This is a genomic window from Pseudomonas sp. LBUM1664, assembly GCF_059695895.1.
The window spans coordinates 5,722,868-5,736,460 of the sequence record NZ_CP166791.1 but is presented as its reverse complement, the minus strand read 5'-3'; the positions used below and the strand labels follow the sequence as shown (position 1 = coordinate 5,736,460).

At 60.5% G+C, this 13,593-nt stretch carries 10 protein-coding genes and 2 tRNA genes; 10 read left to right on the top strand and 2 right to left on the bottom strand.

Going from position 1 to position 13,593, the window contains the following annotated elements; all coding sequences use genetic code 11:
- Nucleotides 1–38: 38 nt before the first annotated feature.
- The 7 genes from hfq to ACA047_RS26680 all read left to right on the top strand — a co-directional run bounded on the left by hfq (nucleotide 39) and on the right by ACA047_RS26680 (nucleotide 8,684).
- On the top strand, nucleotides 39–299 hold the full coding sequence (gene hfq / locus ACA047_RS26710) for an RNA chaperone Hfq (protein ID WP_003186419.1): 261 nt from the start codon (nucleotides 39–41) through the stop codon (nucleotides 297–299).
- A 12-nt stretch (nucleotides 300–311) separates the two neighbouring features.
- Nucleotides 312–1,613 (top strand): ribosome rescue GTPase HflX, encoded by a 1,302-nt coding sequence (hflX, locus tag ACA047_RS26705; RefSeq protein WP_497354545.1) that lies wholly within the window; start codon nucleotides 312–314, stop codon nucleotides 1,611–1,613.
- Nucleotides 1,614–1,698: 85 nt separating this feature from the next.
- The gene (gene hflK / locus ACA047_RS26700) at nucleotides 1,699–2,871 is read left to right on the top strand and encodes an FtsH protease activity modulator HflK (RefSeq protein ID WP_497354543.1); all 1,173 of its coding nucleotides are present in this window, start codon (nucleotides 1,699–1,701) and stop codon (nucleotides 2,869–2,871) included.
- Nucleotides 2,871–3,740 (top strand): protease modulator HflC, encoded by an 870-nt coding sequence (hflC, locus tag ACA047_RS26695; protein WP_497354541.1) that lies wholly within the window; start codon nucleotides 2,871–2,873, stop codon nucleotides 3,738–3,740. Before hflK ends, hflC begins: the two co-directional genes overlap by 1 nt.
- 325 nt (nucleotides 3,741–4,065) lie before the next feature.
- Nucleotides 4,066–5,253: an ATP phosphoribosyltransferase regulatory subunit gene (locus ACA047_RS26690; protein ID WP_497354539.1), complete on the top strand. Its 1,188-nt coding sequence runs from the start codon at nucleotides 4,066–4,068 to the stop codon at nucleotides 5,251–5,253.
- Between the two features lie 54 nt (nucleotides 5,254–5,307).
- Nucleotides 5,308–6,600, top strand: a complete 1,293-nt coding sequence (locus tag ACA047_RS26685; RefSeq protein ID WP_003186407.1) for an adenylosuccinate synthase — start codon at nucleotides 5,308–5,310, stop codon at nucleotides 6,598–6,600.
- A 149-nt stretch (nucleotides 6,601–6,749) separates the two neighbouring features.
- Nucleotides 6,750–8,684 (top strand): methyl-accepting chemotaxis protein, encoded by a 1,935-nt coding sequence (locus tag ACA047_RS26680; protein ID WP_497354537.1) that lies wholly within the window; start codon nucleotides 6,750–6,752, stop codon nucleotides 8,682–8,684.
- A gap of 210 nt (nucleotides 8,685–8,894) precedes the next feature.
- Here ACA047_RS26680 and ACA047_RS26675 read toward each other — a convergent pair.
- Both ACA047_RS26675 and ACA047_RS26670 read right to left on the bottom strand, forming a co-directional pair.
- A tRNA-Leu gene (locus ACA047_RS26675) sits at nucleotides 8,895–8,981 on the bottom strand.
- A 175-nt stretch (nucleotides 8,982–9,156) separates the two neighbouring features.
- A tRNA-Leu gene (locus ACA047_RS26670) sits at nucleotides 9,157–9,243 on the bottom strand.
- Nucleotides 9,244–9,470: 227 nt separating this feature from the next.
- Here ACA047_RS26670 and rnr point away from each other — a divergent pair.
- From rnr to rpsF, 3 genes are all read left to right on the top strand, one after another.
- Entirely contained in the window at nucleotides 9,471–12,092 is a 2,622-nt protein-coding gene (rnr, locus tag ACA047_RS26665) for a ribonuclease R (RefSeq protein WP_497354535.1), read from the top strand.
- Nucleotides 12,089–12,850, top strand: a complete 762-nt coding sequence (rlmB, locus tag ACA047_RS26660) for a 23S rRNA (guanosine(2251)-2'-O)-methyltransferase RlmB (RefSeq protein WP_497354533.1) — start codon at nucleotides 12,089–12,091, stop codon at nucleotides 12,848–12,850. The genes rnr and rlmB overlap by 4 nt, the downstream gene beginning before the upstream one ends.
- 305 nt (nucleotides 12,851–13,155) lie before the next feature.
- The gene (rpsF, locus tag ACA047_RS26655; protein WP_025211554.1) at nucleotides 13,156–13,584 is read left to right on the top strand and encodes a 30S ribosomal protein S6; all 429 of its coding nucleotides are present in this window, start codon (nucleotides 13,156–13,158) and stop codon (nucleotides 13,582–13,584) included.
- The last annotated feature ends 9 nt before the right edge of the window (nucleotides 13,585–13,593 follow it).

Below are 13,593 nucleotides of genomic sequence, written 5' to 3'. Positions count from 1 at the left end.
TCCGATTTTTATTATTGATCCTTAAAGGAGTGCGGCACATGTCAAAAGGGCATTCGCTACAAGACCCTTACTTGAACACTTTACGTAAAGAGAAAGTTGGGGTGTCCATCTATCTGGTCAACGGGATCAAACTGCAAGGCACGATCGAGTCTTTCGACCAGTTCGTCATCCTTCTGAAAAACACCGTCAGCCAGATGGTTTACAAGCACGCGATCTCGACAGTAGTGCCAGTTCGTCCAATTCGTCTGCCTAGCGCAACCGAATCCGAAGGCGGTGACGCTGAACCGGGTAACGCCTGATAGGAGTCTCCTTTGTTCTTTGAGCGCCACGGTGGTGGTGAGCGGGCCATTCTCGTTCACTTGGATGGACAGGACCCTGAGGCGCGCGAAGATCCGCAGGAGTTTCAGGAATTGGCAATTTCGGCCGGCGCCGAGACCGTCGCGTTTTTCAACGTGCCGCGTCATCGGCCAACCGCCAAATACCTGATAGGCAGCGGCAAGGTCGAGGAGTTGCGCGACCTGGTCAAGGCCGAGCAGGTTGATCTGGTGATTTTCAATCACATCCTCACGCCCAGTCAGGAGCGTAACCTCGAACGTGTTTTCGAGTGTCGCGTGATCGACCGTACGGGCCTGATTCTCGACATCTTTGCCCAACGCGCCCGTACCCATGAAGGCAAGCTCCAGGTCGAACTGGCCCAGCTTGAGCACATGAGCACGCGGCTGGTTCGCGGCTGGACTCACCTTGAGCGGCAGAAGGGCGGTATCGGTCTGCGCGGCCCGGGTGAAACCCAGTTGGAAACCGACCGGCGCCTGTTGCGGGTTCGCCTGCGCCAGATCAAAGGGCGGCTGGAAAAGGTTCGCAGCCAACGCGAGCAGTCGCGGCGCGGTCGCAAGCGTGCGGACATCCCGACGGTTTCACTGGTGGGTTATACCAACGCCGGCAAATCGACCCTGTTCAATAACGTGACCCAATCCGACGTCTACGCTGCCGACCAATTGTTCGCCACGCTCGACCCGACCCTGCGCCGGCTCGATCTGAACGACCTCGGGCCGATCGTGCTGGCCGACACCGTGGGCTTCATCCGGCACCTGCCGCATAAACTGGTCGAGGCTTTCCGGGCTACGCTCGAAGAGTCGAGCAACTCCGACCTGCTGCTGCACGTGATTGATGCCGCCGAGCCGGACCGGATGCTGCAGATCGAGCAGGTGATGGTGGTGCTGGGTGAGATCGGAGCCCAGGACTTGCCGATCCTCGAGGTATACAACAAACTCGATTTGCTCGAAGGCGTGGAGCCGCAGATCCAGCGCGATGCCGATGGCAAGCCGCAGCGGGTCTGGTTGTCGGCCCGGGACGGTAGCGGCCTGGACCTGCTCAAGCAGGCCGTGGCGGAACTGTTGGGCGACGACCTGTTTGTCGGCACCCTGAAATTGCCACAACGTTTCGCCCGGTTGCGTGCCCAGTTCTTTGAGCTGGGGGCGGTGCAAAAAGAAGAACACGACGAAGAAGGCATCTGCCTGCTGGCTGTTCGCCTGCCTCGGTCGGAGCTGAATCGACTGGTCAGTCGCGAAGGGTTGCAGCCGATGGAATTCATCGAGCAACACACTTTGCAATAAAAGCCTGAGAAAGCTGTGTCAGGCATTCTGTAGCATTGGTCGGCGCGCCGTGGGTGCGTCTTTGCTTTATCAGATGGAGAGCGCTATGGCTTGGAATGAGCCGGGTGGCAACTCGAATAATCAGGATCCTTGGGGTGGCAAGCGTCGTAACAACGGCGACCGCAAGGGGCCACCAGATCTCGACGAGGCCTTCCGAAAGCTGCAGGAAAGCCTGAACGGTTTGTTCGGTGGTGGTAAGAAACGCGGTGACGATGGCGGGGGTCGTGCGGGCAAGGGCGGCGGTTTCGGCCTGCTCGGCATCGGTCTCGTCGTGCTCGCAGCCGTTTGGCTGTACAGCGCGGTTTATGTCGTGGACGAGCAGGAGCAGGCCGTGGTGCTGCGCTTCGGCAAGTACTACGAAACCGTCGGCCCGGGCCTGAACATCTATTTCCCGCCGATCGACCAGAAGTACATGGAAAACGTCACGCGTGAGCGTGCCTACACCAAGCAGGGCCAGATGCTCACGGAAGACGAGAACATCGTCGAAGTGCCGCTGACCGTGCAATACAAGATCACCAACCTGCAGGACTTCGTGCTGAACGTCGACCAGCCGGAAATCAGCCTGCAGCATGCGACCGAAAGTGCCTTGCGCCATGTGGTGGGTTCCACCGCCATGGACCAGGTGCTGACCGAAGGCCGTGAGCTGATGGCCAGCGAAATCAAGGAGCGCCTGCAACGGTTCCTCGATACCTATCGCACCGGTATCACCGTTACCCAGGTCAACGTTCAGAGCGCAGCGGCACCGCGTGAAGTCCAGGAAGCCTTCGATGACGTGATCCGTGCCCGTGAAGACGAGCAGCGTTCGCGCAACCAGGCTGAAACCTACGCTAACGGCGTCGTGCCGGAAGCCCGTGGTCAGGCCCAGCGCATCATCGAAGATGCCAACGGTTACCGCGATGAAGTGGTCTCCCGCGCCAAGGGTGAGGCTGATCGCTTTACCAAACTGGTGGCCGAGTATCGCAAGGCCCCTGAAGTCACCCGCGAGCGTCTGTACCTGGACACCATGCAGGAAGTCTTCAGTAACACCAGCAAGGTCCTCGTGACCGGCAACAAGAACGGCCAGAGCAATCTGCTGTACCTGCCGCTGGACAAGATGGTCGAGGGCGGTCGCAGCACCAGCCCCGCGCCGGCCAGCACCGCAGGCGCCAGCAATGAAGCCAATGCTCGTGCGGCGGCGGACCTGCAGCAACAGCAAGCACGTACCAGGGAGAGTCGCTGATGAGCAATAAATCGCTGATCGCCCTTATTGTCGGTGTCGTCGTGGCGATCGCTGCCTGGAACTGCTTCTACATCGTGGCTCAGACCGAGCGTGCGGTGTTGCTGCAGTTTGGTCGCGTGGTCCAGGCTGATGTCCAGCCGGGGCTGCATGTGAAGGTGCCGTACGTCAACAAGGTGCGCAAGTTCGACGCTCGCCTGATGACGCTGGATGCGCCGACGCAACGCTTCCTGACGCTGGAAAAGAAAGCTGTCATGGTCGACGCCTACGCCAAGTGGCGCGTGAAAGATGCCGAGCGCTTCTACACCGCGACCTCCGGCCTCAAGCAGATCGCTGACGAGCGTTTGTCCCGCCGTCTGGAATCGGGCCTGCGTGACCAGTTCGGTAAGCGCACGCTGCATGAAGTGGTGTCCGGTGAGCGTGATGCGCTCATGGCCGACATCACCCGTTCGCTGAACACGATGGCAGAGAAAGAACTGGGTATCGAAGTGGTCGATGTCCGGGTCAAGGCCATCGACCTGCCGAAGGAAGTGAATCGCAGTGTGTTCGAGCGTATGAGCACCGAGCGTGAGCGTGAAGCCCGCGAGCACCGCGCCAAGGGTAACGAGCTGGCCGAAGGCATCCGTGCCGACGCCGATCGCCAACGTCGCGTGCTGCTGGCCGAAGCCTACCGTGAATCGGAAGAGGTCCGTGGTGATGGTGATGCCCAGGCCGCTTCGATCTACGCCAAGGCCTACGGCCAGGATCAGGAGTTCTACGCGTTCTACCGTAGCCTGCGTGCCTACCGTGAAAGCTTCGCGAGCAAATCCGACGTCATGGTCCTGGACCCAAGCAGCGACTTCTTCCGCTACCTGGAAAAGGCCAAGCCTTGATGCGACGTTGACCTGAGGCACTCCGCCCGGCGGCTAAAGCGTCGGGCGGGGTGATCCTTTGGGAAAACGTGTGTATCATGCGGCAGCCGGGAAATTCCCGGCTTTTTTGCGTCTGCACGTTCGATTGCGGTTTTTAGTTGCAGGCGTCGGGTTGAACGACTCGACAGGTTTTTCGAGGAAAGTGCTGGACGAGGCCGATTGCGGGCCATTCGTCACGTCGCCCTTGCGCGTGTTTTGCGCATGATTTGCGTACGGCGCAGGCATTTTCTGCTTCACTCAAGGCCAGCCCGAAAGCTGGCCGCCCGGACCATAGGGGAATGGCGTAATGGCAACGGTAGACCGCTGGCTGCTGCCAGATGGCATCGAAGAAGTACTGCCACCAGAAGCTGCGCGTATTGAAGTAGCGCGTCGGCAGGTGTTGGATCTGTTCCAGAGCTGGGGTTACGAGTTCGTCGTCACTCCGCATATCGAGTACCTGGAATCCCTGCTGACCGGCGCGGGCCAGGACCTGGATCTGCGTACCTTCAAGGTTATCGACCCACAATCGGGCCGGCAGATGGGCTTTCGCGCCGATATCACGCCACAAGTGGCGCGCATCGACGCCCACACCCTACGTCGTGAAGGTCCGAGCCGCCTGTGCTACGCCGGCAGTGTGCTGCATGCCCAGCCGCGTGCCTTGTCGTCTTCTCGCAGCCCGATCCAGCTGGGTGCCGAGTTGTATGGCGACGCCAGCCCGAGCAGCGACGTGGAGGTCATCAGCCTGATGTTGGCCATGCTGCAACTGGCTGACGTGCCGGATGTCCACATGGACCTGGGCCATGTCGGCATCTATCGCGGCCTGGCCCGGGCGGCTGGTCTGTCTGGTGAAGTGGAGCAACAGTTGTTCGATGCCTTGCAGCGCAAGGCCATCGATGAAGTCATCAGCCTGACCGAAGGCCTGCCGGCCGATCTGTCGGGCATGTTGCGGGCGTTGGTGGACCTGTGTGGCGGCCGTGAAGTGCTGACCGCTGCTCGCGAGCGCCTGGCCCATGCGCCGGCGCCTGTGTTGGCGGCATTGGACGATTTGCTGGCGATTGCCGAGCGTCTGTCGGTGCGTTTCCCCGAGCTGCCGCTGTATTTCGACCTGGGTGAATTGCGCGGTTATCACTACCACACCGGTGTAGTGTTCGCGGTGTTTGTACCGGGCGTGGGCCAGTCCATTGCTCAGGGCGGTCGTTATGACGATATTGGTGCCGACTTCGGTCGCGCCCGTCCGGCGACCGGCTTCTCTACCGATTTGAAAACCCTGGTGACCCTGGGGCGTGCTGAAATCGAGCTACCGTCTGGCGGTATCTGGATGCCTGACAGTACGGATGCGGCACTCTGGCAGAAGGTCTGCCAGTTGCGCAGTGAGGGTCAGCGTGTCGTCCAGGCTTTGCCTGGGCAACCTTTGGCCGCCGCCCGTGAAGCGGACTGCGACCGGCAATTGATTCAGCAGAACGGGCTTTGGCAAGTATTGCCGCTGGCTTCTTGAGTTTTCCTGCCGGCTGCGGCCGGCACCAAGTTTGCGCGAATGAGGACAAGTGTTATGGGTAAGAATGTCGTAGTCCTGGGCACCCAGTGGGGTGATGAGGGCAAAGGCAAGATCGTTGATCTGCTGACCGAACATGCTGCCGCCGTAGTGCGCTACCAGGGTGGCCACAACGCAGGTCACACCTTGGTGATCGACGGTGAAAAAACCGTTCTGCACCTGATTCCGTCGGGCGTACTGCGCGAAGGCGTACAGTGCCTGATCGGCAACGGTGTGGTGGTTGCTCCCGACGCCTTGCTGCGGGAAATCATCAAGCTGGAAGAGAAGGGCGTACCGGTGCGCGAGCGCCTGCGTATCAGCCCGTCCTGCCCGCTGATCCTGTCCTATCACGTTGCGCTGGACCAGGCCCGTGAAAAGGCCCGTGGCGAGCTGAAGATCGGTACCACCGGTCGCGGTATCGGCCCGGCCTACGAAGACAAAGTGGCCCGTCGCGGGCTGCGCATCGGTGACCTGTTCCACCGTGAGCGTTTCGCCGCCAAGTTGGGCGAGTTGCTGGACTACCACAACTTCGTCCTGGTCAATTACTACAAAGAGCCGGCCATCGACTTCCAGAAGACGCTGGACGAGTGCATGGAATACGCCGAGCTGCTCAAGCCGATGATGCTCGATGTCACTGCCGAGCTGCACGAGCTGCGTCGCGCCGGCAAGGACATCATGTTCGAAGGTGCCCAGGGTTCGCTGCTGGACATCGACCATGGCACCTACCCGTACGTCACCAGCTCCAACACCACCGCGGGCGGCATCGCCACCGGTTCGGGTTTTGGTCCGATGTACCTGGACTACATCCTGGGCATCACCAAGGCCTACACCACTCGCGTCGGTTCGGGTCCGTTCCCGACTGAGCTGTTCGACGACGTCGGTGCCTTCCTGGCCAAGCGCGGCCACGAGTTCGGTGCCACCACTGGTCGTGCTCGTCGTTGCGGCTGGTTCGATGCCGTCATCCTGCGTCGTGCCATCGACGTCAACAGCATCTCGGGCCTGTGCCTGACCAAGCTGGACGTGCTGGACGGCCTGGAAACCATCAACATCTGCGTGGGCTACAAGAACCAGGACGGCGCCGTCATCGACGCACCGACCGACGCTGACAGCTACATTGGCCTCGAGCCGGTGTACGAGCAGATGCCGGGCTGGACTGAATCCACCGTGGGTGCCAAGACCCTGGAAGAGCTGCCAGTGGCGGCCCGTAACTACATCAAGCGCGTTGAAGAGTTGGTCGGTGCGCCGATCGACATTATTTCGACAGGGCCAGACCGCAACGAAACCATCGTTCTGCGTCACCCGTTTGCCTGATAAGCCTTTGATGTAAAACACAAAGGACCCTCGTTTGGGTCCTTTGTCGTTTCTGGCGGTTGGCGGCACGACACTTGCTATGGATCTCCATTACAGGCACATCTTGACGAGTGCCATCAATTTAATGGCGTTTGGTAGAGGGATTTCACTTGTCGGCTGTTCTCTCACTGTTACAAAGCCGTTTATTGCGGCCTGTGTTCATTACTCTCGGTATCGCCCTTTTGGTGCAGGTATTGGTGGCTGTTGCGCTGACTCGAAGCACGGTCACGGCGCTGGAAGCCGACCTGGGTGCCGGCCTTGGTGCTGACAGCCAGAAGCTCTCCGCTGAGCTGGAACAGGCTGGGCGTGAAGTTACGTCGAGCCTGGACAGTCTGTCCGCCAATACTCGCCAGCGGTTGAACGCCGGTTTGTCCTCCCGCCTGAAGGACGAGCAGGTGCAGTTGCGTGGGACATTGGAGAAAGACCTGCGCGATTCCGCCAATGATATGGCACAGCTCCTGGCCTCGGTCGCACCCCGCGCCATGTGGGACAGCGACGTGCCGACCCTGTCCGAATTCGCCCGCCGGGCCCAGCGCAATCCCAATGTGCTGTTCGTCATTTATGACGACGCTGCCGGCGAGCACTTGACCCGCTATCTGAACCGGGAAAACCCGATCAACAAGGCCCTGTTGGAAAAAGGCAAGGGCGAGCGGGCGCTGGACAAAGTGCTGGATGCGGCGAAGAACGATCCGTCGGTGTATTACCTCGAGGCATCGATCAATCCCAACGGCGTGGAAATCGGCAAGGTGTTGATGGGCGTTTCCACGGCCTCCGTTGAAACCGACTTGAAGGCGCTGGATCAGCGCTTCTCGGCCTTGATCGCCAGCAGCGATCAGTTGGTCGGTGACAGCCTCAAGGGCGCGGCGGCTGACAGCGCCACCGCCATGCGCGGTCGTCTGCAGTCGGCCCAGGCTACGGCCACACAGATGCAGGCCAATACCGCCTCTACCGTGCAAGAAGCTGCGGGCACTTTGCGCTGGCGCATCGGCCTGGGCCTGGCGCTGGTTGGCTTCGGCGTGCTGGTGCTGCTGGCTGTGGTGTTGGGGCGTCGGGTGGTCAATCGCTTGAAGCTGCTGATCGCGGCGATGAACGATCTGGCGGCGGGCGAGGGCGACCTGACCAAGCGCGTGCAAATCAGCAGCAAGGACGAAATTGGCGACATGGCCTCGGCGGTCAATCGCTTTGTGGATAAGTTGCAGCCCATCGTGCGAGAAGCGGGTGACGTGGCCCAGCGCACTGGTGTGGAAATCGGTGCGATGACCTTGCGTAACTCCGGTGCCGATGCGGCAGCCGGTTTGCAGCGTGATGAAGTGGCCGAGAGCCTGCGTGCACTGTCGCAAATGGCTGACGAAGCTCAGTCGGAAAGCCAGGCGATGCAGGCTGCCTTGCGGCAAGTGGTGGAAATTCGCCAGGCCACGGATGAAAACACCCGCACCTCGGCCAAGGTCGGCGGTTTGATTGAAGCGCTGGCCGGGCAGGTCGACACCGGGGCGAAAGTTATCGAACGGCTGGCGCATCAAAGCGAGCAGATCGAAGTGGTGCTGACCGTGATCCACGGCATTGCCGAGCAGACCAACCTGCTGGCCTTGAACGCCGCTATCGAGGCGGCGCGGGCCGGGGAAACCGGCCGCGGGTTTGCGGTGGTGGCGGACGAGGTGCGGGCGCTGGCCAGCAAGACCCAGAGTTCGACCGGTGATATCCAGGCCCATATCGTGGCCTTGCAGCAGGGCGCCCGTGAGGCTGTGGCGGCGATCGGCCAGGCTGGGCGCCAGGCCAACGAAGGCCTGTTGGTGCTGCGTGACAGTGTGCGCTTGCAGCAGTCGGTTCAGACCTCGGTAGAGCAAGTGCATGCGGCCATCGGCCTGGCGACCCAGGCGGCGGCCCATCAGGCCCAAGGCGCCCAAGCGGTGCGCGGGCGGGTGGAAACTATCCATGCCCAGGCCGAGAAAGCGGCCCAGGCCGTGGTCCAGACCACCGCCAGCGGCAAGGTACTGGACAGCCTGGCGGCGCAGTTGAAGGCGAGCCTGGGGCAGTTCAGGGCCTGATCGCTGCCTGGGCTGGCCTCATCGCGAGCAGGCTCGCTTCCACATTGGATTGCAGTGAACACAAGCTCTGTGAACGCTCGAGATCAATTGTGGGAGCGAGCCTGCTCGCGATAGCGGTTTCAGCGACTCAGATTTATCTCCCCCAGAAACGCAAAAACCCGCTTTCGCGGGTTTCTGTGAGGTTCAAGGTTGTAACCTTGAAGCTTGAATTGGTGCCCAGAAGAAGACTCGAACTTCCACGACCTTGCGGTCACCAGCACCTGAAGCTGGCGTGTCTACCAATTTCACCATCTGGGCAGCATCTTCAGCGTTGCCGCTGTCGATGTGGCGCACTATACGGAGCGCGTTTTGATCTGTAAACCCCTGTTTTTGTTTTAGTAATTGCAAACGAAATTGCAGGGGCCAGAAATGCAAAAACCCGCTTTCGCGGGTTTTTTTTGAGCTTGCAAATCGTTGATCTGCTGCTCGAAATTGGTGCCCAGAAGAAGACTCGAACTTCCACGACCTTGCGGTCACCAGCACCTGAAGCTGGCGTGTCTACCAATTTCACCATCTGGGCAGTATCGGCAACGTGTGTACGTCGTCGATGGCGCGCACTATACGGAGCGTGTTTTTAACTGTAAACCCCCTCCCGGCAAAAAAACCGCTAAATTTCACGAGCGGTGCTGTTCTGGGCTTCAAAGGTTGGTCAAAAGACTTTAGAACAGGCATCGGGCGCTTGAAATTTCCCGTTTCATTACGCCTATGCCAAACTAACCCGTATATAGACAAGGTGAAAACTCTCTAATGGCCGATTGGCAGTCCCTCGATCCCGAGGCCGCTCGTGAAGCGGAAAAATATGAAAACCCTATCCCTAGCCGCGAACTGATCCTGGCGCACCTCGCCGATCGGGGTTCGCCTGCTAGCCGCGAGCAGTTGGTTGAAGAGTTCGGTCTGACCACCGAAGACCAGCTCGAAGCCCTGCGCCGCCGTCTGCGCGCCATGGAGCGCGACGCTCAACTGATCTATACCCGGCGTGGCACCTATGCGCCCGTGGACAAGCTCGACCTGATCCTGGGCCGCATCGCCGGGCACCGTGACGGCTTCGGTTTCCTGATCCCGGACGACGGCAGTGACGACTTGTTCATGAGCCCGGCGCAAATGCGCCTGGTGTTCGACGGTGACCGTGCCCTGGCCCGTGTGTCCGGCCTGGACCGCCGCGGTCGTCGTGAAGGCGTGATCGTTGAAGTGGTGTCCCGTGCCCACGAAAGCATCGTCGGCCGTTACTTCGAAGAAGGCGGCATTGGTTTTGTTGTCGCGGACAACCCGAAGATCCAGCAGGAAGTGCTGGTGACCCCGGGGCGCAACGCCAACGCCAAGGTCGGTCAGTTCGTCGAGGTGAAGATCACCCACTGGCCAACCCCGCGTTTCCAGCCGCAAGGCGATGTGGTGGAAGTGGTCGGTAACTACATGGCGCCGGGCATGGAAATCGATGTTGCCCTGCGTACCTATGACATCCCGCACGTCTGGCCTGAAGCGGTCCTGAAAGAAGCCGCCAAGCTCAAGCCGGAAGTCGAAGACAAAGACAAAGAGAAGCGCATCGACCTGCGCCACTTGCCGTTCGTCACCATCGACGGTGAGGACGCCCGGGACTTCGACGACGCGGTCTTCTGCGAAGCCAAGCCTGGCAAGCTGCGTCTGTTCTCCGGCGGCTGGAAGTTGTACGTCGCCATTGCTGACGTCTCCAGCTACGTGAAACTAGGCTCGGCGCTGGACGCCGAAGCCCAGGTGCGCGGCAACTCGGTGTACTTCCCCGAGCGCGTGGTGCCGATGTTGCCAGAGCAACTGTCCAACGGGCTGTGCTCGCTCAACCCTCACGTCGATCGCCTGGCCATGGTTTGCGAGATGACCATCTCCAAAACCGGTGAAATGACCGACTACTGCTTTTATGAAGCGGTGATCCATTCCCATGCCCGCCTGACCTACAACAAGGTCAGCGCGATGCTGGAGGCGCCAAAACTTGCCGAATCGCGCAAGCTTCGCGGCGAATACACCGACGTCGTGCCGCATCTCAAGGAGCTGTACTCGCTCTACAAAGTGCTGCTGGCGGCCCGTCATGTGCGCGGTGCGATCGATTTTGAAACCCAGGAAACCCGGATCATCTTCGGCACCGAGCGCAAGATCGCCGAGATTCGTCCGACGGTGCGCAACGATGCTCACAAGCTGATCGAGGAATGCATGCTGGCCGCCAACGTGGCCACTGCCGAATTCCTGAAGAAACACGAAATCCCTGCGTTGTACCGGGTCCACGACGGCCCGCCGCCGGAGCGCCTGGAAAAACTGCGCGCATTCCTCGGTGAGCTTGGCCTGTCCCTGCACAAAGGCAAGGACGGCCCCTCGCCCAAGGATTACCAGGCCTTGCTGGCCAGTATCAAGGATCGCCCGGATTTCCACCTGATCCAGACCGTCATGCTGCGTTCGTTGAGCCAGGCGGTGTACAGCGCCGATAACCAGGGCCACTTCGGCCTGAATTACGAAGCCTATACCCACTTCACTTCGCCGATCCGTCGCTATCCCGACCTGCTTACGCACCGGGCTATCCGTAGCGTGATCCATTCGAAGATGAACACCCCGCACGTCAAGCGTGCCGGTGCGATGAGCATTCCCAAGGCGCGCATTTATCCGTACGACGAAGCGGCGCTGGAGCAGCTCGGCGAGCAGTGCTCGATGAGCGAGCGCCGTGCCGATGAAGCGACCCGCGATGTGGTGAACTGGCTCAAGTGCGAGTTCATGAAAGACCGCGTGGGTGAGTCGTTCCCGGGTGTGATCACCGCAGTGACCGGGTTCGGCCTGTTCGTCGAATTGACCGATATCTACGTCGAGGGCCTGGTGCATGTCACCGCGCTGCCGGGTGATTACTATCACTTCGACCCTGTGCACCACCGCTTGGCGGGCGAGCGCACTGGCCGCAGCTTCCGTCTTGGCGATACCGTCGAAGTGCGGGTGATGCGCGTCGATCTCGACGAGCGCAAGATTGACTTCGAGATGGCGGAAAAAACCATCAGCGCGCCGATTGGCCGCAAGAAACGCGGTACCGAAACCGCTGCGCCTGCGGCCAAAACCGCCGCCGAGCCTGCGCCGTCCAAGTCTGGACGTCGCGGCCCAGCCAAGGAAAAAGCCGTCGAAGCCTATCGCCCGAGCGATGCAGCGGCGAAAAACGCCGAGCTGCGCAAAAGCCGTGAAATGAAGCAGGCGTTGCTGGCCGAAGCCAAAAGCGGTGGTAAAGCGGCGTCTGGGGGAAAGACCGGACGGTCGGCCCCGGCGGACAAGGCGACCAGCAAACCGAGCAAACACCGTAAAGGTCCGCCCAAAGCGGGCTCGGCCCCAGCCAAAAGCGGCGGGGCGCGTAAACCCAAGGCCAAGTCATGAGTCAGTTGGAAAAAATCTACGGCGTGCATGCCGTGGAAGCGTTGCTGCGTCATCACCCCAAGCGGGTCAAGCAGGTCTGGCTGGCGGAAGGCCGCAGTGACCCGCGGGTCCAAACCCTGATCGAGCTGGCCAACGAAAATCGCGTGGCGGTCGGCCAGGCCGAGCGGCGCGAGATGGATGCCTGGGTCGAAGGCGTGCACCAGGGTGTCGTGGCTGAAGTCAGCCCGAGCCAGGTGTGGGGCGAGGCGATGCTCGACGAGCTGCTCGATCGCACCGAGGGCGCACCGTTGCTGCTGGTGCTGGACGGCGTGACCGATCCTCACAACCTCGGGGCTTGCCTGCGTTCGGCGGACGCGGCCGGTGCATTGGCGGTGATCGTTCCTAAGGACAAGTCGGCGACGTTGACGCCCGTGGTGCGTAAAGTCGCCTGCGGCGCGGCGGAAGTCATCCCGCTAGTGGCTGTGACCAACCTGGCGCGCACCCTGGAGAAACTTCAGCAGCGCGGATTGTGGGTTGTGGGCACGGCGGGCGAGGCCGAGGTCAACATTTATGATCAGGACCTGACGGGGCCGACCATCCTGATCATGGGTGCCGAAGGCAAGGGCATGCGTCGCCTGACCCGCGAGCATTGCGACTATCTGGTAAAGCTTCCGATGGCCGGCAGCGTCAGCAGCCTCAATGTCTCGGTCGCGACCGGTGTGTGCCTGTTCGAGGCCCTGCGCCAGCGTAGCGTCAAGGCTGCCGCCAAAAAGCCCTGAGCCAGTTGTAGCCCCTGTGGGAGCGAGCTTGCTCGCGATAGCGGAGTGTCATTCAGCGCAAATGTTGAATGTAACGCACTCATCGCGAGCAGGCTCGCTCCCACAGTGTTTTGTGTTTGGGTGAAAGTGGGGGGTTGTTCAAATAATCACCAATTGCCTTGCGCCTCCCTCGACCCTTCTCTACAATTGCGCCCCTTGCTGCGATGGCAGGCACTTATGTGTCTAGCGTCCACAAGTCCATAAGTGTCATTCACTCCTTGTCTGACCGTTTTTGAGCGGCAGGCTACAACCCGTAAGGAGCATTCATGCGTCATTACGAAATCATCTTTTTGGTCCACCCGGATCAAAGCGAGCAAGTCGGCGGCATGGTTGAGCGTTACACCAAGCTGATCGAAGAAGACGGCGGCAAAATCCACCGTCTGGAAGATTGGGGCCGTCGTCAACTGGCCTACGCAATCAACAATGTTCACAAGGCTCACTATGTGATGCTGAACGTTGAATGCACTGGCAAGGCCCTGGCCGAGCTGGAAGACAACTTCCGCTACAACGATGCAGTGATCCGTAACCTGGTCATCCGTCGCGAAGAAGCCGTCACCGGCCAATCCGAGATGCTCAAGGCTGAAGAAAACCGCAGTGAGCGCCGTGAGCGTCGCGACCGTCCTGAGCACTCTGACAGCGCCGAAGGCGATGACAGCGATAGCGACAGTGACAACAGCGATAACGCTGACGAGTAATCCACGGAC

Excerpts from the sequence above, each read along its gene's own strand:
- ACA047_RS26690 (WP_497354539.1), top strand. The coding sequence starts at position 4,066 with ATGGCAACGGTAGACCGCTGGCTGCTGCCAGATGGCATCGAAGAAGTA.
- hfq (WP_003186419.1), top strand. The coding sequence starts at position 39 with ATGTCAAAAGGGCATTCGCTACAAGACCCTTACTTGAACACTTTACGT.
- hflC (WP_497354541.1), top strand. The coding sequence starts at position 2,871 with ATGAGCAATAAATCGCTGATCGCCCTTATTGTCGGTGTCGTCGTGGCG.
- rlmB (WP_497354533.1), top strand. The coding sequence starts at position 12,089 with ATGAGTCAGTTGGAAAAAATCTACGGCGTGCATGCCGTGGAAGCGTTG.
- ACA047_RS26685 (WP_003186407.1), top strand. The coding sequence starts at position 5,308 with ATGGGTAAGAATGTCGTAGTCCTGGGCACCCAGTGGGGTGATGAGGGC.
- rpsF (WP_025211554.1), top strand. The coding sequence starts at position 13,156 with ATGCGTCATTACGAAATCATCTTTTTGGTCCACCCGGATCAAAGCGAG.
- hflK (WP_497354543.1), top strand. The coding sequence starts at position 1,699 with ATGGCTTGGAATGAGCCGGGTGGCAACTCGAATAATCAGGATCCTTGG.
- rnr (WP_497354535.1), top strand. The coding sequence starts at position 9,471 with ATGGCCGATTGGCAGTCCCTCGATCCCGAGGCCGCTCGTGAAGCGGAA.